The organism is Terriglobus albidus (assembly GCF_008000815.1).
GTDB classification, from domain to species: domain Bacteria; phylum Acidobacteriota; class Terriglobia; order Terriglobales; family Acidobacteriaceae; genus Terriglobus; species Terriglobus albidus_A.
This window is the reverse complement of the sequence record NZ_CP042806.1, coordinates 448,002-470,618: the sequence shown is the minus strand read 5'-3', so window position 1 is coordinate 470,618 and position 22,617 is coordinate 448,002. Positions and strand designations below refer to the sequence as shown.

Sequence of the window (22,617 nt, the reverse complement as noted above, 5' to 3'; positions counted from 1 at the left end):
GAAACGATGGGAATCAGTCCGGTACTTTGGCAATTTCTAAACAAGTGGCTCACCTCTTCGGCGTTGTTTCCGAAGGAGGCGTCGACCATTGCTCCCTATGCCGACGCGCTTTACTTCTTCCTGCTGGCGATGACGCTTGTTGGCGTGGTGATCGTCGGCGCGCTGGTCTTCGGTTTCTCGATCCGCTACCGTAAGGAGCGCAATCCCGAGGCGACGCAGATCGAGGGCTCCACGCTGCTGGAAGCAACCTGGACCATCATTCCGCTGGTCATCTTCCTCGTGACCTTCGTCTGGGGCGCGCTGCTGTACTTCCGCATCTACAACCCGCCTGCCAACTCGATGAACATCTACATCGTCGGCAAGCAGTGGATGTGGAAGGCCGAGCATCCAGGCGGCCAGCACGAGATCAACACGCTGCACGTGCCCACGGGCCGTCCGGTGCAGTTGACCATGATCTCGCAGGACGTATTCCACTCCTACTCGATCCCCGAGTTCCGCGTGAAGCGTGAAGTGATTCCCGGCCGCTACTCGACAGTGTGGTTCAATGCCACCGAGCCGGGTGTCTATCACCTGTTCTGCACCCAGTACTGCGGTACGCTGCACTCGGGCATGATCGGTACGGTAACGGCCCTGTCACCGGACGACTACCAGAAGTGGACCGAGGCCTCGACCAGCGGCATGAGCCTGGCGCAGAACGGCGAACGCCTGTTTGCCAGCCTGGGCTGCAACCAGTGCCACACCGGCGATCCCGGCGCCCGCGGACCGAACCTTGCCGGCCTGTATGGCAAGAAGGTTCAGATGGAAGACGGATCGACGCAGCTTGCCAACGAGGCATTTCTGCGCGACACGATCCTGAATCCGTCATCGCACGTTCCGGCCGGCTATAAGCCGATTATGCCGACCTACCAGGGTCAGATCAGCGAAGAAGGCCTGATCGACCTGGTGGAGTACCTCAAGTCTCTGAAGACCAACTATCGTGTGCAGCAAACGCTGACCACAGCAACGTCCACAGAAGCGGCGCCGACCACGCCGGGGATGGTGAAGCCATGAGCACTATCGTTAGCCTTCCGGATCAGAGCACTGCTGCTCTGCCGAAGCGGAATTACCTGAACGCTGAGCACGGCCTGCTGAGCTGGCTCCTGACCGGAGACCACAAGCGGATCGCCATGCTGTACCTGATCTCGATCACCGGCTTCTTCTTCCTGGGTGGAGCATTTGCCGGCCTGGTGCGTCTGGAGCTGTTGACTCCTGCAGGTGACCTGCTGGCTGCCGACACCTACAACAAGATGTTCACGATGCACGGCATCGTGATGATCTTCCTGTTCCTGGTGCCCTCGGTTCCGGCAACACTCGGCAACTTCCTGATCCCGATCATGATCGGAGCAAAGGATCTCGCCTTCCCGAAGATCAACCTGCTGAGCTGGTACCTGTACCTGGTTGGCGGCACCTTCACCTTGACCGCGCTGGTTCTGGGTGGTGTGGATACGGGCTGGACCTTCACGACGCCGCTGTCGACGCACTATCTCAACACGCACGTGATCACGACCGGTCTGGCGATCTTCGTCGCCGGCTTCAGCTCGATCTTTACGGGTCTGAACTTCATCGTGACGATCCACCGTATGCGCGCGCCGGGCATGACCTGGTTCCGTATGCCGCTGTTCGTGTGGTCGAACTATGCTGCCTCCATCCTGATGGTGCTGGGCACGCCGGTTCTGGCTATCGCGATCGTCCTGGTGGTTCTGGAGCGTACGGTTGGCCTGGGCGTCTTCGATCCGTCCAAGGGCGGCGATCCGCTGCTCTTCCAGCACCTGTTCTGGTTCTACTCGCACCCCGCCGTGTACATCATGATTCTGCCGGGTATGGGTGTGATCTCCGAGGTGATTGCGAACTTCAGCCGTAAGCGCGTCTTCGGTTACACGGCCGTCGCCTTCTCTTCGGTGGCCATCGCGGTGTTCGGCTTCTTCGTATGGGCGCACCACATGTTCATCATGGGTGTCTCCAACTACTCGGCCCTGGTCTTCTCGCTGCTGACCATGCTGGTTGCCGTGCCTTCGGCCATCAAGATCTTCAACTGGTCGGCGACTCTGTATAAGGGCTCGATTACCTTCGAAACCCCGATGCTGTACGCCTTCGGCTTCATCGGTCTGTTCACCATCGGCGGTCTGACGGGCGTCTTCCTCGGTTCGCTGGGTATGGACATTCACCTGACCGAGACCTACTTCATCGTGGCGCACTTCCACTTCGTGATGGTGGGCGGCATGCTGATGGCCTTCCTCGCCGGTATCCACTTCTGGTGGCCGAAGATGACGGGCCGTATGTACCCCGAGTCGCTCTCGAAGCTGGCCGCGGTGACGACCTTTATCGGCTTCATCCTGACCTTCTTCCCGCAGTTCATCCTCGGTTACCTCGGCATGCCGCGCCGCTACCATGCGTATCCGGCTGACTACCAGGTGCTGAATGTGCTGTCGACGGCAGGCGCTACGGTTCTGGGCGTCGGTTATCTGCTGCCGATCCTGTACCTGGCGTGGTCGCTGAAGTACGGTGAGATCGCCGGTTCCAACCCGTGGCAGGCCACCGGTCTGGAGTGGCAGCTGCAGTCGCCGCCGGTGACGGAGAACTTTACGGAGATCCCGTACGTCGATTACGAGGCGTATGACTTTGAGTGGCTCGCCCACAAGCAGAAACAAGAGGTGACGACCGTTGGATAACACAATGGTAGTAACGCAACCCGGCGACCTGCACGAGGAGCACGAGCACGAACACGTGCATCTGCCGCAGCATCGGCATCATTTCGAGACAGAGGAACAGCAGCGCGAAGCAGCCAGCTTCGGCATGTGGCTCTTCCTCCTGACCGAAATCATGTTCTTCGGCGGTCTGTTCATGGCCTACCTGTTGTACCGCAACTGGTACAACCCGGCCTTCGTCGCCGCCAGCCACACGCTCTCCATCAAGCTGGGCGCGCTGAATACGGCCATCCTGATCACGTCAGGCTTCTGCATGGCGATGGCGGTGTGGGCGGCGGAGACGCGCAAGCGTAAGGCGCTGGTCAACTTTCTGGGTTTGACCAATTTCTTCGGTATCGCCTTCCTCGTGGTGAAGTACTTTGAGTACGCCGAGAAGTGGCACGACAGCCACATCCCGGGCCTCAAGTTCTCCATCGCCGATTTCGGCAAGCTTGGCGTCGACATGGCGCAGAAGACGCAGGTCTACTACTCGCTCTACTTCGCTATGACCGGCATGCACGCCCTGCACATGATCATCGGCATCGTGCTGATCTTCTGGTACATGGTGCGCGCCAACCGCGGCGAGTTCACCGAAGGCTACGTTGCGCCGATCGAGAACTTCGGACTGTACTGGCACTTCGTCGATATCGTCTGGATCTTCCTCTTCCCGCTGCTGTACCTCATCGATCTGGGAGCCAAGTAAATGTCGGATCTTCATCACGACCCCGCAAACATCACGAATCCCGAGCATCATGAGCACCACATCGTCGGGCCCTCGACCTACCTGGTCATCTACGGTACGCTGCTGGCGCTCACCGCGATCACGGTGGCGGCCGCTTTTGTGGAGATGGGCGCCCTGAACCCTATCGTGGCCGTTCTCATTGCCGTCATCAAAGCGACGGTGGTGATCCTGTGGTTCATGCACATGAAGTACCAGTCCAAGCTGCTGAAGCTGACCATCGGCGCCGGCGTGTTCACCTTCCTCGTCCTGATTGCGATGACGCTGAGTGACTACATGAGCCGTGCCTGGGGACTTTGGTAAAGAGCTACTGAAATTGCAGTACACGAATGCGGCCTGCGGGCCGCATTCTTATTGGTATGACTGATTCGCAGGACCTACCTGATTCCCTCAGATCCATTGCGGAAGACCCGCGTGTGACCGTTCGCCGCGGCGGGATGCCGGACAAGGCTGGGAAATGCGTCGTCTACTGGATGCAGCGCGCTGAACGTGGCGTCGATAATCACGCACTGGACACGGCAATCGATCTGGGCAACGAGCTTGGCTTGCCGGTCGTGGTGTACTTTGCTGCGATCACCAATTTTCCGCATGCGAATCTGCGCCACTACTTCTTTCTCAACCAGGGGTTGCGCGATGTGGAGCAAGACCTGGCGGAGCGCAATGTCAGCTTTGTTGTTCGCCGGCCGCCGCATGAGAATAACCTGAGTTTCTTCGCTGAGGTGAAAGCCGCCATCGTGATCGGGGACGAGAACCCGATGCGTGTGCCGGAGAGCTGGCGCAGGCACATCGCACGGCATATGCATGTGCCGTTCTGGACGGTGGATGCGGATGTTGTTGTGCCCTCCCGGTTGTTGGAGAAAGCACAGTACGGCGCTTACACGCTGCGGCCGCGTGTGCAGAAGTTATGGCCGCATTTTCTGAAGCCGTATCGGAACCAGAAGGCGCAGTTTGTCTGGAAGCAACCTCGGGGACTGCAAAAGGAAGATCTGAAGCTCGATATTACGCGCGGCTGGAAGGACCTGGACCGCAGTGTGTTGCCCGTCGAGGAATGGGCTGGAGGAACGCACGCGGCGATGAAACGGCTACGGCACTTCGTGCAGAAGATGCTTGCAGGGTATGAGCACGACCGCAATCATCCGGAGCTGGATGGCAGCTCACGGCTTTCGCCATACCTGCACTTTGGCCACATTGGGCCACTGACGATCGCGCTTGCCGCGCAGGATGCGGTGAAGAAGGAGCCCGGGTTAAAGTCCGCCCGCGACAGCTACTTCAATGAGCTTCTGGTGTGGCGGGAGCTGGCGATCAATTACTGCTGGTTTCAGCATGACGTTTACGATTCAGACGCCGCAGCGGAGAACTGGGCTAAGCAAACGATTGTGGAGCATGCCACGGACGAACGGCCGCACCTGTATTCTCTGGCGCAGTTGGAGGCAGGTCAGACCCACGACGACCTTTGGAATGCGGCACAGCGTCAGATGCTGGATTTCGGATGGATGCACAATGTCATGCGCATGTATTGGGCGAAAAAGATTCTGGAATGGTCGCCGAGCGTAAAGGTGGCGGTGAAGCGGGGGATCCATCTCAACGACAAATACTTCATCGACGGGCGAGATCCGAATGGATATGCCGGTATCGCCTGGGCGATGCTGGGAAAGTTCGACCGGGCATGGAACGAGCGGCCCATCTTTGGGAAAATCCGGTATATGTCCCGCGAGTCCACCGGCCGGAAGTTTGACTCGAAACGATATATCCAGCAGATGGGGGCAGAAAATTCGGCCTAGAGCATTTTTCCCTGTAGGTGTAATGTAGGGATTCCGTATCTATGGGCGTTTTCCGCAATGACAACGCCGCTGCACGCCCCTTCCGGGACACCCAGCAACAGGGAAAATGCTCCAGATGCTACTCATTACCGAGTCCAAGCGGCAATAATTGCGTCTAAGGGTTTATTAGTCATTATGGCGAAGTATCTGGTTACAGGAGCAGCCGGCTTTATCGGATCGCATCTGACGGAAGCGTTAGTTGCCCGTGGAGAGCAGGTCCGGGCGCTCGACAATTTTGCTACAGGACGGCGCGAGAATCTCGCGGCGGTGATGGGTGGGCTCGACTTCGTCGAAGCCGACCTTTGTGACGCGGATGCCGTGATGAAGGCGTGCGAAGGCGTGGACTACATCTTTCACGAGGGAGCCTTGCCCTCGGTACCGCGATCGGTCAAGAAGCCGCGGCCAAGCCACGAAACCAATATCAACGGTACCTTCAACCTGCTGGAAGGCGCACGTGCGAACAACGTGAAGCGCGTGGTCTATGCCGCTTCGTCATCCGCGTACGGCAACCAACCCGGATTCCCCCGGGTCGAGACGATGAAGCCGCAGCCGATTGCACCGTACCCGGTGCAGAAGCTTGCAGGTGAGCTCTACATGCAGAGCTACTGGCAGGTTTATGGCCTGGAGACGGTGTGCCTGCGTTACTTCAATATCTTCGGTCCGCGTCAGGTGCCGGACTCGCCGTACTCCGGCGTGATGGCGAAGTTTACGCTGCAGATGATGCAGGGCGAACGGCCGGTGATCTTTGGTGATGGCGAGCAGGGCCGTGATTTTACCTACATTGATAACGCCGTCCATGCCAATCTGCTGGCGATGTCTGCGCCGGCGGAGAAGGTAGCGGGCCGGGTTTTCAACGTGGCGTGCGGAGAACGGCACACTCTGAATGAGACTTATGCTGTGATCGCGCATCTATTGAACTATGCTGAGCCCCCTCAGTACGGGCTCGTGCGCACAGGAGATGTCCGCGACTCACAAGCAGATGTCACCGCTGCCCATGAAGCTTTTGGCTATGCCCCGATCGTGGGGTTTGAAGAGGGACTGCGACGCACCGTTGCCTGGTATTTGAGCAGTGCATACTCCTCAAATACAGAAGAACTCGTAAGAAGTTAGAGGGAGATCTGGTACGTGACTCCACTTCACATCATCCGTAAGGCGGTCGCACCCGAAGCTGCGACACTTGATGCATGGAAAGACCGTATTGCCAATCGCGAAGCGAAGGTCGGAATTGTAGGTCTTGGTTATGTTGGTCTGCCGCTGGCGCTGCTGTTCAGTGAGGAGCGTTTTGCGGTTACCGGGTTTGACGTCGATTCGCTGAAGGTCGACTTTCTCAACAAGGGAAAATCGTACATTCACCGCATTGAAGCGGAGAGCATTCAGGCAGCGCAGAAGAACGGCTTTGTCGCGACGGCGGATTTCTCTGAGGCGCGTTACCTCGACGCAATTCTGATCTGCGTTCCGACGCCGATTGACGACCACAGCGCTCCGGATATGAGCTACGTCGTGAACACCATTGAGGCGCTGGCGCCTCATCTTCACGCCGGTCAGCTGGTGGTGCTGGAGAGCACAACTTATCCGGGAACGACGGAAGAGATCATTGCTGCCACCATCGACCGCATCGGCGAAGAGACCGATGTGCAGGTACTGCGTGATCGGCACTCGCAAGAGGCGGAGATGCCACAGGAGTTGGATGGTGTGATGGTTGCCTTCTCGCCCGAGCGCGAGGATCCGGGCAATACTGATGTGGAGCGGCACGATATCCCCAAAGTGATCGGCGGTATTGATCGACGTGCGTCTGAGGCCGCCGAGGTTCTCTATGCCAGCATCTTCCGCCGCACGGTACGCGTTTCTACACCGGCAACGGCCGAGATGACCAAGCTGCTCGAAAACATCTATCGTTGCGTGAACATCGCCATGGTGAACGAGCTTAAGCAGCTTTGCATGCGCATGGGCATCGACATCTGGGAGGTGATTGATGCAGCAGCGACCAAGCCCTTTGGCTTCCAGGCCTTCTATCCTGGGCCAGGTATCGGCGGGCATTGCATCCCTGTCGATCCCTTCTACCTCTCGTGGAAGGCGAAGGAGTATCACTTCTCCACACGCTTTATCGAGCTTGCCGGCGAGGTGAATCGCAGCATGCCGGAGCATGTGATCCGCAGCGTGGTGAATGCGCTGAACGATCAGGGCAAGTCCATCAAGGGCGCAAAGGTGCTGATGCTCGGCCTGGCGTACAAGAAAGACATCGACGACCTGCGCGAATCGCCTTCGCTGCCCATCTACGAGATGTTGGAGAAGAAGGGCGCTGAGGTACGGTACAACGATCCCTACTTCCCGCGCGTGGGCTCTGGGCGTAAGTACTGGCTGAACACCGAGAGCGCTCCTTTGGAGAACCTCGACCAGTACGATTGCGTGGTGATCGTTACGGACCACTCTGCCTACGACTTCGAGAAGATCGTTGCCGAGTCCAGGCTGGTGGTGGATACACGCAATGCAACGCGTGGCATCCGTTCCCCGAAGATCTATCACTGCTAAGACTGCAGCAGGTTGAAATAGGAGATGCGACGGCGAAGGCCGTCGCATTTTTCTTTGGGGAAGCTCGGGTCACAGGTCTTTACAACAGATGACGATCACATCTTGACAATCAAGACGTGAGAGGCTAGAGTCCGAGAAACCAAGAGCCAGCGCGATCTCGCGCGGTTAGTAGAGATGGAGGCTTAAGCCATGTCATTGCTGCGACAGATCACGTATGGAGTGCGAGCGCTGCTGCAGCGGGGGCGTCGTGAGCGAGACGTGGCTGATGAAGTCTCGCAGTTCTTTGAAGATGCCGAAGCGGAGTGGAGAGAGCGCGGTCTATCACCGGAAGAGGCGAGACGCGCGGTGCATCGAGAGGCAGGAGGCATGGCGGCGGCGCGGGAGCGGGCAAACGAATACGGATGGGAGAATGGCGTGAAGATCCTGCTCGATGATGTGCGGTTTGCGATACGTCAACTTTGGAAGCATCCTGCATTTACTGCAACGGCTGTGCTGACACTGGCGCTTGGCATCGGGGCAAACACGGCGATCTTCACTGTGGTGGAGCGGGTACTGCTGGCGCCGCTCCCATATAACAATGCAGACCGTTTGGCGCTGTTGAAGACGTACCGCAGTCAGTTGGGGAGAGCCATTCCACGGGTCACGGGGCCGGACGGAGCAGACATTAGGGGGCAGGCGAAGAGCTTGAAAGTTGTGAGCCTGTACGGCGGTGGCAATCTCGGAGTGCAGTTAGCGGACCATGCAGCGTTTGCGACGGTGACGACGGCTGACGCGAACTTCGGCCGGGTCTTCGGCCTGAAGCCAGTCGCAGGACGGCTGTATGGCGACAGCGAGGCAAAGCGGTCTGCAATGGTGAGTGAACGTTTTGCCACAGACAACTTCGGCACTGTACAGACAGCGGTGGGAAAAATCCTACGCGTAGAGGGCGAGCCGGCGGAGATTGTGGGAGTTCTTCCTGCGGGCTTTGACTATCCAAACGGAACACAGGTTTGGGTAGCCACTTCACTGAGTCCGGAGTCGAAGTCCAGGACAGCCTTCAATTACAAAGCGGTGGCACTGCTGCAGGAAGGAAGCGGTCCGCATCAGGTGCAGGCAGAGCTGCAGGCGCTTAGCAAGCAGTTAGAAGCGGCTTACCCGAAAGAAAACAAAGGTAAGGTGCTCACGGTCGTTCCGCTGAAGGAGGCGTTGACTGGCGACGCGAAGACGACACTGATCTTTCTGTGGGGCGCTGCAGGATTGATCCTGTTGATTGCCTGCGTCAACGTAATGCATCTGGAACTTGTACGGGGAATGGAACGGCAGAGGGAGCTGGCCATACGCCGCGCCCTCGGATCTTCGCGATGGCGTGTGATGCGGCCGGTCTTCCTGGAAAGTCTCCTGGTGGCGCTGATGGGTGGACTGACGGGTGTGGCATTGGCGTTTCCAGCGCTGAAGGTGCTTGTCGCACTCGCTCCAAAGGATCTGCCGCGCGCAGCGGAGATTGCACCGAATGGGTGGGTGCTGGGATTTGCGCTGGTGCTGTCGGCGGGGACAGCGCTGGCGTCCGCCATGTTGCCTGCGTTGCGTGCAGCCAAGGTGGACCCTGCCGAGGCGCTAAAGTGCGACTCTTCACGAGGCATCACGCGCAAGGGTTCAGGCCGGCTGCGGGATGGTCTGGTCGTGGCAGAGGTAGCAGCCACATTCGTGCTGGCAGTAGGAGCAAGCCTGCTGCTGCGGACCGTGATGACCCTGAATGTGCGTGATATGGGATACGAGACGCGGCAAATGCTGGTTGTAGACGCGGATGCTCCGGCAAAAAACGAGCAGGATCATCTACAAGCTGCGGCCATGTTTGAACGCCTCTTTGGAGAGCTGCGTCAGTTGCCGGGAGTGCAGCGCGCGGCAGGCGTGATGGGTCTGCCCACGGGGAACTACGGGTCGAACGGGTACTACGAATCGAGTGGAGGATTGCCGATCGATAAGGATCATCAACCGTGGGCCAATTTTAGTGTGGTGAGCCCGGGATACTTTGGGGCGATGGGAGTTCCTCTGAAGCGAGGGCGGGAGTTCAGCCAGGAGGATACGCACGATAACGGGATGGTTGCGGTGATCAGCGAAGCAGTAGCAAAGCAGAGCTTCGGAGATGCGGACCCAATCGGTAAACAGATCCGCTGCGGACTGGATTCCGACAAGTGGATGACTGTGGTTGGAGTCGTGGGAGACGTCAGACAGGAGTCTCCGGCAGAGCTGCCAGGACCGGCACTCTATATGCCGCTGACACAACATCCGTTCTATGCCAACCAGATCCATATCGTGCTGCGGACCGGTGTGAAGCCGCTGTCGCTGATGAATGCCGTAGATGCAAAGATCGCGCAGGCGAATCCGCTGATTGCGCGGCGTTACACGACGATGGACTCCATGCTGGATAAATCGATGGCGACGGAGACCTTTCGGGCAGTGCTGCTCAGCACCTTTGCGGGAGTGGGACTGCTTCTGGCGATGTTGGGTGTCTATGGCACTGTGGCATACTCTGTCGCGCAACGGAGGTTCGAGTTTGGCGTGAGGATGGCATTCGGTGCAGAACGCCGAACGATCTTATGGTCGGTGTTGAAGCACGCATCACGCATGGCATGTATCGGAATTCTGCTGGGCGGTGTGCTGAGTGCAGTGTCGGCACGGCTGGTGGAGAGCATGCTCGTCGGCGTGCGACCAACAGACCTTGTGAGCCTGGTCGTAGTGTCCATGCTGCTCCTGCTGACAGCGCTTACAGCAGCCCTGGCGCCGGGATGGAGTGCTACACGCGTGAGTCCCGTCGAGGCGTTGCGAGCGGAGTAAAGGGCGACTTAAGGTATTGCGATATTCGTAGGGTGTGGTGACATGTTCGACTTTGACTGAAATCTATAGAGCGGGCCTTCAGCGCTAATGTTGTCATCCTGAACGTAGTGAAGGACCTGCTTTTTCAACGTTTCGGATGGCAAATGCACTTCATCATCTGTGGCACGAACCTTAGAGGCAGAACGCTAATTGCTCAGGGTTTCGAAGGGGCTATTCAAGATCGGATATTGCTTCCAGTCCTTATAGTCGAAGTGCCACCATTCCGTTGGATTGATCTGAAATCCCTGCTTCTCCATCGCATGGCGCAGAATACTCCGCCGGCTACGCTCTTCCTCGGTTCCGCCGTTGTAGTTGGCATAGGCGCGTTCGGTCATCTCGTCGTAGCCGCTGGGCATGACGACCTCTGTCCCGGTTTTGAGGTCGTAGAGCGAGAGATCGACGGCGCAGCCCCGGTTATGTTTTGAGCCGGCTTTGGGATCGGCGACAAAGATCTTCAGGTTATCCGGCGTGGCGTCCCAGAAGATACGGGTGATGTACCAGGGGCGGTAGGCATCGTGGATGATGAGGCCGTAGCCTAGTGGCCGCAGCTCCTGACTTGCACGTACCAGGGCCTCTGCCGCTGGGCGCTCTAGAAAGGCGCGTGCCTGCGTATAAACCGGTGTACCCAGGAAGTTGTTCGCTGTGGCGTAGCGGATGTCGAGCTTGATCGTTGGATCGAACTTTACCAACTCGGTGAGCGCCGGCTGCAGAAAAGCGCCTTCCTCGTGGGGAGGCTGGACGGCCAATGCCTCTTTGCGGAGCTCTTCGACCGGGCGCAGAGGCGTGATCTTGAAGACCGGTGATTGAGCCAGCGCCGAGGTCAACGCGAGCATGCAACTGGCAGTCAGCCAAAGAGATTGTTTCATGATCCAGATGGTGTCATGGCATGAGCGCGAGAGCAATGCCGGTTCAGGAAGTCTTTGCCAGGAAGCGACGACTGAGCCAGCGGCGGACCGGTTCGTCGTAGAGCTTCAAACAGGCATACGCGATAGACACGGCTGCAATCACAAGGACTACGCCCCACACAGCACCGCGAGCGGGTGGTACTTTCTCCTGCACCACCCATGCGGTGTAGATGTAGATCAGCGGATAGTGTGTGATGTAGAGCGGGTAAGAGAGGTCTCCGAAGAAACGGGCGATGCGGATGGAGGGACCGTCCACGCGCTTCTCTCCCGCGCCAATCGCAACGATGATGGGGAACAGAATGATGACACACAGAAGGTCATAGATCCCGTTGACCCAGAGGTGTTGTGCTCCACCAAATCGCGGTAGGGCAAGTCCTGCTACCAGAAGCAGCGTGCAGATGCCGAAGGGCGCGCGCGTATGAATGCGTTTTCCCACACGCATCAACAGCATGCCTGCAAGGAACGGGAACAATAGACGTGCGAAGCCAATGTGAAGCTGTGCGGCGTTCAGCGACCAGCCGCCGATCAGATCACCGCGTGGCCCGAAGATCGCGACCTGCCCAAGAAAGATTCCTGCAAGCAATACCAGTATCGCGAGAACTCGATTCGAAAGCTTGCGAAGGCCGATCGCATATGCAATATTTGCAACGTATTCGAAGAACAGGGACCATGCCGGACCGTCGAGCGGATGCATCTCGCTCCAGCCGCGAATATCCAGGGAGACCGGCAATGGGAGCAGCGTGCAGCCCAGCAGCATGACCAGCAGCATCTTCGATACCGGGGTTGAGTTCACCAGCGGAAACATGCTGCCGCCCTGGAGGTAGAAGAGTGCCGCGCCAATCAGGCTGCCCATTACGACCATTGGCTGAAGCCGGATCAGGCGCCGCTTATAGAACTCCCACTGGCCCATGCGGCTCCAGCGGTCGTCATAGGCATAGGCGATGACGAAGCCGGAAAGCAGGAAGAAGAAGTCAACCGCCAGGTAGCCATGGTTGATGATCTGCTTGATCGGGTTCCCGTCGGCGTATGCCTCAAAGGTGTGAAAGATGACGACCATCAGGGACGCGACGCCGCGCAGGCCGTCCAGGACGACGTAGTGACTCTTCGCGGGCGCAATCGTGGCTGTGGAGGTTGCGGTTAAAGTTGTGTTCATTTCGGCGCGTCCATGTTTACATACGCAACCCGGACTCGGCTAGAACAAGCACGAGTACTCCTCGGCAGGCAAGGCAATTATTTTGCGATGAATTCGAGAAGCCCTCGACGGGACTTCATCATTATTTAATCGCAAATCGCGGCGGGGTTCGTGGATTGAGACTGGAGATGTGAAATAGACTGATCGAAATCGAACGAGTTCCCCCGAACTCGGCATCTAACTGGCTAACGAACACAACCGAGGAGCTCCCCCATGGCTTTACCCTCCGTTGAGATTAGTGACGGCCTGCTGCAGGACTCTATCCTCACGTCAGTCGATGTGGTGCAGGAGTTGAACCAGCACTGGTGGTGCACCATTGCCTGCCGTCAGACCGAAGACAACCGTCTCCCTGTAGAAGATCTGCTTGGGAAGACGGTAAAAATCACAACCACCGATGAGGACGGCACGAAACACGTCCACTTTTCGGGTTTTTTCTATGATGTTCGCCTGGTGTACGAGATCTGGGGAAGCTATACGGCTTACCTGATGGCGGTAAGCACCAGCTATAAGCTCGACGTGACGGAGCGCAAGCAGTACTTTCCGGCGCAGACGCTCTCATCGATTGCCGGTACCATCGGCGGCCGCGATGGCGTTGCAGTAAGCGTCAACGCGGGCGATGGTTCGCCGCTGAACTATGTGCAGTATGGCGAGACCGACTTCTCGTTCCTGAACCGTATCGTCGATGACTACGGAGCGTGGCTTCGCCCGAACGAGAGTGGCGTCGAGATCTTCAACAGCTTCCGGAGCGGCTCTTCGGTTAACTGGAGAGAAGAGGGTGGACTGACCGGCTTCAGCTTGCAGGGCACACTCTCGCCGGCAAGCTTTTGCGGCTCGCACTATGACCACCACGTCATGCAGTCGAATACCTTCAACAATGTGTCGAAGGCGCCGCAGTTCTATGATGGAGCTCAACGGCTTACCAGCGCAGTGCAGTCGGCATCGCAGAAACTGCCGCCGGGCTTTGAGCCTCAGCGGGCTCGCGCCGTTACGCTGGATCATTACAACGATCAATTGCAGGCGGAGAGCGAGCGCTCGATCGGCAGCGCCATTACTGGGCGCGGACAGTCGCGTAATCAGACGCTGTTAGCCGGTAATACGGTGACGATCAGCGGCACTCTGGATGCAAAGGGCACCTACGGCCTGGTGCGTGTGGAGCATAACTGGACTCCCCAGGGCTATACGAACAGCTTTGTCTGCACGCCGTGGAAGGAGTATCGCAATCAGCATGCTCCGGTCGCCCGCACCTGGAACGGAATCGTTCCGGCCCGTGTGGTCGATCACAACGATCCGAAGAAGATGGGACGGGTCAAAGTCCAGTTCTTCTGGCAGGAAAACGGCTCGACGCACTGGGCACGAACGACCAGTCCTCACGCCGGCCCTGGCCGCGGGTTCATGTTCATGCCCGAGGTTGGAGATGAGGTTGCCGTGGCGTTTGAAGATGGCGATCCGGAGCGTCCGGTTGTAATTGGAGCTCTATGGAACGGTGTCCATGAACAGCCGCGCGATGCGTTCTTCGGTGGCGAGATTCCGAACAACGACATCAAGCGCCTGATGACCAAGAGCGGAAACCGTATCCAGTTCATCGATAAGCAGGGCAAAGAGTCTCTGGTCATGGCCACGCCGAATAAGCTGCGTATTGCCATGCTGGAAAACACCGATGAACACGGGCGGTCCACGATCCTGGTGCACTCCGAAGATGGAGATATCTGCCTGAGCGCGCCGAATGGCCAGGTCCACATCCGCAGCAAGTTCTTTACCAAGGAGACCAACTAGTCATGGCGCCTGTCATGGATACATCGATCAAGGTTGGCACGAGAACCTATGGAGCGAACGATGCGAAGCTGCCGACGATGGGAGCAAGGATCCCATTCAGCGGCTCTCCGGCATTTCAGGAGTGGGATGAGGTCACGGGAAATGTCCTGCGTGAGATCAGAGGCAATCTGAACTATTACCAGACCGGAGATATGACGAGTGTGCTCACTGGCACGCTGAATGAGACCATCACTGTCGATCACATCTACACGCTGAATGGAAATCTCACATCAACGGTGGTTCAATCCACAAATGTGAGCCACTTCGGTCCTCATATGCAGTTGAACGGCAACACGCGAACCGAGCACTTTACCGGGGTAACGACGCGCAACTACCAGGGAGACCTGGTCGAGACGCATCCCGAGTCATGGCTTCAGTCGTTCAAAGACTGTTTCCATCGCTATGATCTGCGGGTCACGCTGTATGACATTGCCAAGTTGGACGTCTGCACTACAGCTACCACGATCAACGGCGCCAAGTTCGATCTCAGCATGTGGAAGGGCGACATCTCTGTCTTCCGGATGGACGCGAAGGCAATCGATACGAAGATCGCAGCGATCAAGACCGCGATCCGTTTGACTTCGGCAAAGCTGATGGTGACGGGTGCTTTGATTGCGATGCTTCGCTTCGGAACTCCGTTCAAGCCGAACGCGCTGCCCGCCCCCACGCCAATCACCCCCTTCGATTGAGGAGTACATGGGTTTTTCCTGGTCATCAGCGATCCAGATTTTGCACGCGAGGAACGGCGATCTTATCCTGCACTTTCCGCCGGAGTATCTTGTGGCAATCCCTCTGGCCGTTATCGGATTTCCGCTGGCTATTATCTTTGCAATTCTGATCAAGCAGACTGGTTTGAAACCGGTATCGATCTTGTTCCTTGCCGGTTTCATTCCGTTCGTGCTGTGTATCTACACGGTCACACAGACCTCCACTCTGATGTTCTCCAAAGCGGACCACAACCTGGTCATCGAGGATCACGCATTCTTCCGGACGACGAAGACCGTCTATCCACTTACAGCCGTCGATCATGCTGAAGTCGCACAGGACGATGGCCGAAGCCACATGCTGTATATCGCGCTGACATCGGGGGATCGTATTCCTACGGGCAGCGGATGGACGTCGCGCAACGGCCACTTTCAAGCGGCCAATGCGGCGAATCAATTCCTTTTGCAGGTCAAAGGCAGCGCGCAGCCGACCGGTATGCAGGCACCGAAACCGAACCGCGGTGTAAGTGCGGAAGATGCCGGAAAAGCCTTTATCGAGCAAACCATCAAGGCACAGAAGCAGGCAAAACAACAGTAGTTTCAGTTTTGGGGAAGCAGTGATCTTCGATGAATCCAGAGACGACGAAGAAAGAGCCTCGTAGCCGCCTCAACCCCATTCCCGAGCAGGGGATGCTGCCAATCAGAAAGTCGCACGACGTTAGCGTCTGTTCTCTCTACTGGCTGCCGGTCAGTAACACACCGGTCTACGGCAGAGAACTTCAGTGGCTGCACCGGTTCTTCGACGAGCTTCACGCCGTACTCGCAAAGGACGGCAAGCTGAGGCAGGAGAGCTTTCTGCAGATGAAGCTCACAGCGCCTCAAGGCCACCTGAAGGAGACGCTGCATCGGCACCAGATGAAGCTGATACCGTTGATGGGGCTTGGACGAAAGCCGAACGGCAAGCTACCGCCGATTCCTACCGAAGAAGACCTCGATGCGGTTATCAAGGGCAAAGCGAAGTTCGATTTCAATGAACACGTCGCCGATTACATGTTCTGGTTTCTGCACCGGGACGAGCAATGGAAGCGCGAACTGTTCCTGGGGAACGGCGGATATACGATGATCTATCTTCCTCCCGATCCCGCGACTACACCTCCGCCGATTCCGGATTATCCAGCTGTTCGGGAGATGCCCGCCTTCAAGCACTTCGACACCGACACGTTATGGCAGGCGACCTTTCTGATGGGAGACGCCTTTCGGGAGAAGAGCAAACAGGTATTCGGCAAAGGTCTCGAAGACGAAGCCTCCTTCGACGGCCTGACCTTCATCATTCCATACTGGAAAGCAAGCGACTTCCTGGCGGCCACACCCGATGACCTCGCTCAATGGTTTGAGGTCTTCGATGTATTTATTGCGGAGAGCCCGGATGACCGGGGGATTCTGTTCGCCTGCAAAGACAGTCTGGATGAGGTGCTGACAGAGATCCTGGAGAAGATGCGTCAGGACGGCGAACCTCATCCGGTGTTTGACCTCGAAAGGAAACAGCCGCAATGAAACCACAATGGGAGATCGAACAGCTTCCTATCGTTGACCGGGGCCCTGAGGAGCTATCAGCTCTTCGCATCGAATGCAGGTTTCCGCTTTCGGAGGAGGAGCGTGCAGACCTGATCGAGGTTCTCTCTGGCTGTCAGCGCTGGATGGAACGGCAGCAGAACAAGCTTCTGCGCCGGGAGATCCTGATTCAGATGACACAGTTGTCTCGCCCAGGGGGCGCGACCTTGCTGAGCCGCAACAGTTCGAAGTGGATACCCAGCCTCGCCATGGGAGTGTGGCCCGACAGGGAGCCGCCGCGTTCGATGACGAAGCGGGATTTCACGCACCGTCTGCCGGGCCAGAAGTTTCCGACGCTCTCGCATGAGGTGCGGCGGATTCTTGCCAAAGATGAAGATGCTCGCCAGGATGTAGAAGAGCAGATGGCAGGCTCTGGAGCTCTGCTGGAGATTGTTGCTTCGGAAGGATGGGCCGAGCGAGAGGCGCGGCAGATTTCGACATGGCTGAAGGGAAAGATCGATGACGATGTCTATCGCAGTTATCCGTTCTATGTTCCTCTGCTGGATGCGGAGACACTGATCCGGTTGTCGAAGAACGAGCGCGATGCCTGTCTTGCTGGAGTCGATCTCTATCTGCGGGAAGATCCTGACGATGAATCTATCTTTCTTGTCGTGCGGACATCGTTTGAAAAGGCGCGGGAGATGATTGACAGCTCTATGAAGGTTGCAATGCGCTGAGGACGATTAACGTCGCCGGTGATACCGAAACAGTCTTTTTGTTTGTCATTTCGCAGCGCAGCGGAGAAATCTGCTTCTTAGTCCAGGTAGATGAAAACGGTTCGAGCTCCGCTCGAATACCCAGGTCCCTTAAGGGACCTGGGGCACCCAGAACATGGGTTATTCGAACGATTGCCATCTACAAGGCACGTCCCGCGGCAGCGCCCGAGGCCCAGGCCCACTGGAAGTTATAGCCGCCGAGCCAGCCAGTGACATCGACAACCTCGCCTATGAAGAAGAGGCCGGGCACGTTGCGTGCCTGCATGGTCTTTGCATCGAGGTCATCGGTATCGACACCGCCCGCTGTGACTTCGGCCTTCTCGTAGCCTTCAGTACCGGCGGGAATAATCTCCCACTGATGCAGCGCCTGCTCACTTGCTTCCAGCGCGGCGTTGCTCCACTTCTGCTGGGGATGCGTTGTTATCCACCGGTCAGCGAAGCGCTGTGGAAGAGCAGCATAAAGTGCCTGACGCAGCGCGGTTGTCTCACGTCCGCTTGGCGAGGCCTGCAACGCTTCAAGTACCTTCTTGCCTGGGGCAATGTCGAAGCGCAGCGCGCTGCCGGGCTGCCAGTATGAACTGATCTGCAGGACAGCCGGTCCGCTGATACCGCGATGTGTGATCAATAGCTTCTCGCGGAAGCTGCGTTTGCCGGCGTAGGCAACCACTTCTGTGGAGAGCCCGGTGAGATCGCACCAACGCTTGGTATCGTCCGGGTTGAAGACCAGCGGCACCAGGCCGGGGCGGAGGTCGCGCACACGCAGACCGAACTGGCGGGCGATGTCATAGCCGAAGCCGGTTGCGCCGATCTTGGGAATGGAGAGACCGCCGGTAGCGATAACCAATGCGGAAGCGTGGAAGTCTCCGCGGTTGGTGCGCAACGTAAAGGAATCGCCGTGCTGTACCTCCTGCACGGCGGTATCGGCCTGTATGGTGACTCCGGCCTCCGCAGCCTCACGTTCGAGCAGGGTGACGATCTGCTGTGCGGAGCCATCGCAGAAGAGCTGCCCCAGCGTCTTCTCGTGATACGCGATGCGGTGCTTCTCGACGAGAGCGATGAAGTCACGCGGTGTATAACGCGCAAGGACAGATTTGGCGAAGTGCGGGTTCGCCGAGAGATAGTTCTCGGCGCGTGCGCCAATATTGGTGAAGTTGCAGCGTCCGCCGCCGGAGATCAGAATCTTGCGTCCGATACGCTGCGAATGGTCGAGCACAAGCACACGACGGCCGCGTTTGCCGGCTTCGATCGCAGCCATCATCCCGGCAGCTCCGGCGCCGACGACGATGGCATCCCACGCGGCTATTTGCGCCTCCGGTAAGGCACATAGACTGGTTCCCAGACATGCTCGCGCAGAGCCTTTTCGAAGGTATCGCCTTTCACGGCTGCGAGGCCTTCCTGTTGAGCCTGCATGCCGACAGCGAGTGCGATGGTGGTCGAGACTTCGCGGATGCGGCTCATCTCCGGCAGCAGGCATGCACTCTGATCGCTGCAGGAGGGCGTTACCGCGGCCAAAGCCTTTGCGGAGGCCATGATCATGCCGTCGCTAACCTGCTTGGCGCGCGACATGATGATGCCCAGCGCGAGACCGGGGAAGATGTAGGAGTTGTTGGTCTGCGCCACGCGATAAGGAGCTCCGTTGTATTCCACCGTGCCCCAGGGGCTGCCGGTGCCGATGATGGCGCGTCCCTCAGTCCAGTGCAGCAGGTCGAGCGGCGTAGCTTCGGCGCGTGAGGTCGGGTTCGAGAGCGGGAAGATCGCGGGCCGCGCAACGTGTCTCGCCATCTCACGCACGATGGTCTCGTTGAAGGCGCCAAACTGGCCTGAGACACCGATCAACACCGTGGGCTTCGCATTGCGGACGACATCCTCAAGGCTGATAAAGCCGGAATCGTTGAGTTGCCAGTTGGCGAGAACAGAGCGCGATTGTGCGAAGGCCTTCTGGTCGTCGCGCAGATTGGGTGTGTCCTGCAGGACGAGGCCGCCGATATCGACAGGGAAGAAGCGGCTGCGCGCCTCGGCTTGAGAGAGGCCCTGGTCCTGCATGGCCTTTGCCAGCAGTTGGGCAATACCGGTGCCCGCAGAGCCAAAGCCGAAGATGGCGACACGCTGATCGCGTAGCGGAATGCCGGTGAGCGAGGAGCTTGCAAGGATGGTGGCGGTGGAGACGGCCGCCGTGCCCTGGATATCGTCGTTGAAGCTGCAGACCTTCGTACGGTAGCGTTCAAGCAGGCGGCTTGCGTTGTTTCCGGCAAAGTCCTCCCACTGCAGCAGAACGTGCGGCCAACGGCGGCGTACGGCACGGACGAACTCTTCGACGAATTCGTCGTACTCTTTTCCCCGGATACGGCGGTTCTTCCAGCCGATATAGAGCGGGTTATCCAGGCGGTCCTGGTTGTCGGTGCCCACGTCGAGAAAGACAGGCAAACACCACATGGGGTGGATACCGGCGAGCGCTGTGTAAAGCGCCAGCTTGCCGATGGGGATGCCCATGCCGCCCGCGCCCTGGTCTCCCAGACCAAGGATGCGTTCACCATCGGAGACGACGATACAGCGGATGTGGTCGTAGCGAGGGTGAGAGAGGATCTGCGCGATGCGGTGTTTGTTGGGATAGCTGAGATAGACGCCGCGCGGGGTGTGATAGTGCTCCGAGAAGCGCTGGCAGCCCTCGCCTACGGTGGGTGTATAGACGATAGGAAGCATCTCCTCGATATAGCGGGAGACCAGGGCGTAGAAGATGGTCTCGCTGTGGTCCTGCAGGTCGCGCATGAAGACGTACTTCTCGAGACTGCTGTTCAAAGCACGAAAGGCCTTGATGCGGCGCTCTACCTGCTGGTCGAGGGTCCCGATTTGAGGCGGCAGAAGGCCGTGAAGAAAGAACTCGTCGCGCTCGGCTTCGGTAAATGCGGTGCCCTTGTTCAATGCCGGGCTGTTCAGCAGACCAAAGCCGGTGAGGGAGGTATAGATCGTTTTGTCCTGCGCCATAGGTGCTGGGGTCGATTTTATTCCTGTGCGACGATTAAGGGGTGAAGCAGCAGTCGTTTATCGCCATCTCCCGCCGCGCCGCCGATCGCATTCGCGACGGCCACGTGTGGGTCTACAGCTCGGATGTGCAGTCTCTTCCCGAGGGCATCGCGCCCGGCGCCGTGGTCGCCGTGGCCGATAATCGCGGCATTCCACTCGGCGCGGCCATCTACAGTGCGGCCTCGCAGATTGCGCTGCGCATGGTCTCTACTGATCCAGCATTGGATCGCGCCGGGTACCTGACATTGGTGCGTGAGCGTGTGCGTGCATCGGTCTCGCGTCGTGAGAGTCAGGCTGCATGCCGGTTGATCTTCAGTGAGGCGGATGAGCTTCCCGGGATTGTGCTCGATCGTTACAACGATCTCGCCGTGCTGCAGCTATTAACACAGGGAACAGCGCAGGCGGCCGTTCGCGATGCCGTCGTGGAAGTGGTGCGTGAGATCGAGAGCATTGCAACGATTGTCGAGCGGCCTGATCCGCGTGTGCGTGAGCTGGAGCAGCTCGCGCCGGCTCCGGCTGAGGCGATCTTCAATCGCGGCGAGGCAAAGCTGGCGACCGTTTTTGATCTGAATGGATTGAAGTTTCATTACGACGCCAATGCAGGGCAGAAGACGGGAGCGTTTCTCGATCAACGTCTGAATTATGCTGCAGCGGCAAGCTACGCACGCGGACGTGCGCTGGATGTCTGTACCTATCAGGGAGGCTTTGCCCTACATCTGGCGCGGGTGTGCGACGAAGTGACGGCGGTGGACCAGAGCCGTGCAGCGCTGGAGGTTGCTGACCGCAATCTGGAACTGAATGCGTCGCAGGTAAAGAAGCCCGTCGAGTGGATCGAGGGTGACGCCTTCGCGCTGCTGCGTGAGTACGATGCTGCGAATGAACGCTTTGACACCATCGTGCTCGATCCGCCGGCCTTTGCGAAGACGCGCCGTGCGGCCGAGGGTGCGATGCGTGGTTACAAGGAGCTGAACCTGCGGGCACTGAGGATGTTGAAGCCCGGTGGTGTGCTGGTGACGTGTTCGTGCTCGCACCATGTGCACCTAGAGGATTTTGTGGCTACGGTCGCGGCGGCTTCTGCGGACGCGAAGCGCAGGGTGCGGCTGCTGGAGACGCGGGCCGCGGCTCCGGATCATCCGGAGGTGTTGACGCTGCCGGAGACGCGTTATTTGAAGTGCTTGATTACGCGCGTCGATTAGTCGTTTCTTTTGTTTGTCATTCCGCAGCGAAGCGGAGAAATCTGCTTGATGCGCCTAACTTTGACGGCTCTATCTCTAGGTTGTATTTGGGTGGGAGCAGCGGGCTTCAGCCCGCTGATTAAGAGCTTTAAACGATGGGCTTTAGCCCTGGGCTCTTTCTATCCAATTGAAGAGAACCCAGGGCTAAAAGCCCAACTTTCCCATACTCGATAACCCGTGGGCTGAAAGCCCACGGCTCCCACCTTGGTTCGAGCTCCGCGCGAATGCCCAGGTCCCTTTAGGGACCCGGGGCACCCGGTGTATGGGCGTCTTTTAGGCTGCACCATTTATCGTGCAAAAATCTTCGTACGAACTTTTTCGTTGACACATACGAATGAATTCGTATAACGTTCCTCCCATGATGAAGAACAGGGAGACACCCAAACCGACCGAAGGCGAGCTTGAATTGCTGACGATTCTCTGGAATCGTGGTCAGGCCACGGTTCGCGAGATCTTCGAGGACGTGAATGCGCAGCGTCCCGTGGTCTACACTGGCGTGCTGAAGTTGATGCAGATCATGACCGAGAAGGGTCTGGTCACGCGCGACGAGAGCGAGCGCGCTCACGTCTACCGCGCAGCGATCAAGCGTGAGGATGCGCAGCGCCGTTTTATGCGGGAGCTGAGCGAACGCTTCTTCGCCGGAAGCGCGGCACAGCTCGCACTGCACGCACTGGAGATGGAACAGGCCAGTGAAGAAGAGCTGGACGAGATTCGCAAACTTCTAAAGCGCCGCAAAAAGTAAGTCAGAGCAACGGCG

19 protein-coding genes are annotated in these 22,617 nt (G+C 58.1%); 15 read left to right on the top strand and 4 right to left on the bottom strand.

The genetic code is table 11. The features are described from left to right. The first annotated feature begins 6 nt into the window (after window positions 1-6). The 8 genes from coxB to FTW19_RS01870 all read left to right on the top strand — a co-directional run bounded on the left by coxB (window position 7) and on the right by FTW19_RS01870 (window position 10,625). Window positions 7-1,050, top strand: a complete 1,044-nt coding sequence (gene coxB, locus FTW19_RS01905; protein WP_147646042.1) for a cytochrome c oxidase subunit II — start codon at window positions 7-9, stop codon at window positions 1,048-1,050. Continuing rightward, window positions 1,047-2,708, top strand: coding sequence for a cytochrome c oxidase subunit I (locus FTW19_RS01900; RefSeq protein ID WP_147646040.1), 1,662 nt, complete (start codon window positions 1,047-1,049; stop codon window positions 2,706-2,708). The genes coxB and FTW19_RS01900 overlap by 4 nt, the downstream gene beginning before the upstream one ends. Window positions 2,709-2,712: 4 nt before the next feature. After that, window positions 2,713-3,426 (top strand): cytochrome c oxidase subunit 3 family protein, encoded by a 714-nt coding sequence (locus FTW19_RS01895; RefSeq protein ID WP_147646038.1) that lies wholly within the window; start codon window positions 2,713-2,715, stop codon window positions 3,424-3,426. Continuing rightward, window positions 3,427-3,765 (top strand): cytochrome C oxidase subunit IV family protein, encoded by a 339-nt coding sequence (locus tag FTW19_RS01890; RefSeq protein ID WP_147646037.1) that lies wholly within the window; start codon window positions 3,427-3,429, stop codon window positions 3,763-3,765. 113 nt (window positions 3,766-3,878) lie between these two features. Next, window positions 3,879-5,243 (top strand): deoxyribodipyrimidine photo-lyase, encoded by a 1,365-nt coding sequence (locus FTW19_RS01885; protein ID WP_246153528.1) that lies wholly within the window; start codon window positions 3,879-3,881, stop codon window positions 5,241-5,243. Window positions 5,244-5,417: 174 nt separating this feature from the next. Further along, the gene (locus FTW19_RS01880) at window positions 5,418-6,392 is read left to right on the top strand and encodes an SDR family oxidoreductase (RefSeq protein WP_147646033.1); all 975 of its coding nucleotides are present in this window, start codon (window positions 5,418-5,420) and stop codon (window positions 6,390-6,392) included. 33 nt (window positions 6,393-6,425) lie between these two features. Then, a complete protein-coding gene (locus FTW19_RS01875; protein WP_432445180.1) occupies window positions 6,426-7,811 on the top strand; it encodes a nucleotide sugar dehydrogenase in 1,386 nt (461 codons plus the stop codon). A 189-nt stretch (window positions 7,812-8,000) separates the two neighbouring features. Then, complete coding sequence (locus FTW19_RS01870) at window positions 8,001-10,625, top strand: ABC transporter permease (protein WP_147646031.1); 2,625 nt, start codon at window positions 8,001-8,003, stop codon at window positions 10,623-10,625. Between the two features lie 185 nt (window positions 10,626-10,810). On the opposite strand, the gene FTW19_RS01865 is transcribed toward FTW19_RS01870, so the two are convergent. Together FTW19_RS01865 and FTW19_RS01860 are read right to left on the bottom strand one after the other, a co-directional pair. After that, window positions 10,811-11,530 (bottom strand): M15 family metallopeptidase, encoded by a 720-nt coding sequence (locus FTW19_RS01865; protein WP_147646029.1) that lies wholly within the window; start codon window positions 11,528-11,530, stop codon window positions 10,811-10,813. A 43-nt stretch (window positions 11,531-11,573) separates the two neighbouring features. After that, on the bottom strand, window positions 11,574-12,722 hold the full coding sequence (locus tag FTW19_RS01860) for an acyltransferase family protein (protein WP_147646027.1): 1,149 nt from the start codon (window positions 12,720-12,722) through the stop codon (window positions 11,574-11,576). Window positions 12,723-12,974: 252 nt separating this feature from the next. On the opposite strand from FTW19_RS01860, the gene FTW19_RS01855 reads away from it, so the two are divergent. The 5 genes from FTW19_RS01855 to FTW19_RS01835 all read left to right on the top strand — a co-directional run bounded on the left by FTW19_RS01855 (window position 12,975) and on the right by FTW19_RS01835 (window position 17,565). After that, window positions 12,975-14,534 (top strand): type VI secretion system Vgr family protein, encoded by a 1,560-nt coding sequence (locus tag FTW19_RS01855; RefSeq protein WP_147646026.1) that lies wholly within the window; start codon window positions 12,975-12,977, stop codon window positions 14,532-14,534. Between the two features lie 2 nt (window positions 14,535-14,536). Then, entirely contained in the window at window positions 14,537-15,262 is a 726-nt protein-coding gene (locus FTW19_RS01850) for a hypothetical protein (RefSeq protein WP_147646024.1), read from the top strand. Window positions 15,263-15,353: 91 nt separating this feature from the next. Next, window positions 15,354-15,875, top strand: a complete 522-nt coding sequence (locus FTW19_RS01845) for a hypothetical protein (protein ID WP_147646023.1) — start codon at window positions 15,354-15,356, stop codon at window positions 15,873-15,875. Between the two features lie 29 nt (window positions 15,876-15,904). After that, window positions 15,905-16,831 (top strand): hypothetical protein, encoded by a 927-nt coding sequence (locus FTW19_RS01840; protein WP_147646021.1) that lies wholly within the window; start codon window positions 15,905-15,907, stop codon window positions 16,829-16,831. Further along, window positions 16,828-17,565: a hypothetical protein gene (locus FTW19_RS01835; RefSeq protein WP_147646020.1), complete on the top strand. Its 738-nt coding sequence runs from the start codon at window positions 16,828-16,830 to the stop codon at window positions 17,563-17,565. Before FTW19_RS01840 ends, FTW19_RS01835 begins: the two co-directional genes overlap by 4 nt. A gap of 178 nt (window positions 17,566-17,743) precedes the next feature. On the opposite strand, the gene FTW19_RS01830 is transcribed toward FTW19_RS01835, so the two are convergent. Next, entirely contained in the window at window positions 17,744-18,889 is a 1,146-nt protein-coding gene (locus FTW19_RS01830; RefSeq protein WP_348641862.1) for an NAD(P)/FAD-dependent oxidoreductase, read from the bottom strand. Window positions 18,890-18,903: 14 nt separating this feature from the next. After that, on the bottom strand, window positions 18,904-20,586 hold the full coding sequence (locus FTW19_RS01825) for an NAD-dependent malic enzyme (protein WP_147646018.1): 1,683 nt from the start codon (window positions 20,584-20,586) through the stop codon (window positions 18,904-18,906). Between the two features lie 41 nt (window positions 20,587-20,627). On the opposite strand from FTW19_RS01825, the gene FTW19_RS01820 reads away from it, so the two are divergent. Together FTW19_RS01820 and FTW19_RS01815 are read left to right on the top strand one after the other, a co-directional pair. Then, window positions 20,628-21,821 (top strand): class I SAM-dependent rRNA methyltransferase, encoded by a 1,194-nt coding sequence (locus FTW19_RS01820; RefSeq protein ID WP_147646017.1) that lies wholly within the window; start codon window positions 20,628-20,630, stop codon window positions 21,819-21,821. Window positions 21,822-22,218: 397 nt separating this feature from the next. After that, window positions 22,219-22,602, top strand: a complete 384-nt coding sequence (locus FTW19_RS01815) for a BlaI/MecI/CopY family transcriptional regulator (RefSeq protein ID WP_147646015.1) — start codon at window positions 22,219-22,221, stop codon at window positions 22,600-22,602. The last annotated feature ends 15 nt before the right edge of the window (window positions 22,603-22,617 follow it).

What these genes read in the sequence shown, in the direction of transcription:
- coxB (WP_147646042.1), top strand. Translation starts at nt 7, where the DNA reads ATGGGAATCAGTCCGGTACTTTGGCAATTTCTAAACAAGTGGCTCACC.
- FTW19_RS01900 (WP_147646040.1), top strand. Translation starts at nt 1,047, where the DNA reads ATGAGCACTATCGTTAGCCTTCCGGATCAGAGCACTGCTGCTCTGCCG.
- FTW19_RS01895 (WP_147646038.1), top strand. Translation starts at nt 2,713, where the DNA reads ATGGTAGTAACGCAACCCGGCGACCTGCACGAGGAGCACGAGCACGAA.
- FTW19_RS01890 (WP_147646037.1), top strand. Translation starts at nt 3,427, where the DNA reads ATGTCGGATCTTCATCACGACCCCGCAAACATCACGAATCCCGAGCAT.
- FTW19_RS01880 (WP_147646033.1), top strand. Translation starts at nt 5,418, where the DNA reads ATGGCGAAGTATCTGGTTACAGGAGCAGCCGGCTTTATCGGATCGCAT.
- FTW19_RS01870 (WP_147646031.1), top strand. Translation starts at nt 8,001, where the DNA reads ATGTCATTGCTGCGACAGATCACGTATGGAGTGCGAGCGCTGCTGCAG.
- FTW19_RS01865 (WP_147646029.1), bottom strand. Translation starts at nt 11,530, where the DNA reads ATGAAACAATCTCTTTGGCTGACTGCCAGTTGCATGCTCGCGTTGACC.
- FTW19_RS01860 (WP_147646027.1), bottom strand. Translation starts at nt 12,722, where the DNA reads ATGAACACAACTTTAACCGCAACCTCCACAGCCACGATTGCGCCCGCG.
- FTW19_RS01855 (WP_147646026.1), top strand. Translation starts at nt 12,975, where the DNA reads ATGGCTTTACCCTCCGTTGAGATTAGTGACGGCCTGCTGCAGGACTCT.
- FTW19_RS01850 (WP_147646024.1), top strand. Translation starts at nt 14,537, where the DNA reads ATGGCGCCTGTCATGGATACATCGATCAAGGTTGGCACGAGAACCTAT.
- FTW19_RS01840 (WP_147646021.1), top strand. Translation starts at nt 15,905, where the DNA reads ATGAATCCAGAGACGACGAAGAAAGAGCCTCGTAGCCGCCTCAACCCC.
- FTW19_RS01835 (WP_147646020.1), top strand. Translation starts at nt 16,828, where the DNA reads ATGAAACCACAATGGGAGATCGAACAGCTTCCTATCGTTGACCGGGGC.
- FTW19_RS01825 (WP_147646018.1), bottom strand. Translation starts at nt 20,586, where the DNA reads ATGGCGCAGGACAAAACGATCTATACCTCCCTCACCGGCTTTGGTCTG.
- FTW19_RS01815 (WP_147646015.1), top strand. Translation starts at nt 22,219, where the DNA reads ATGATGAAGAACAGGGAGACACCCAAACCGACCGAAGGCGAGCTTGAA.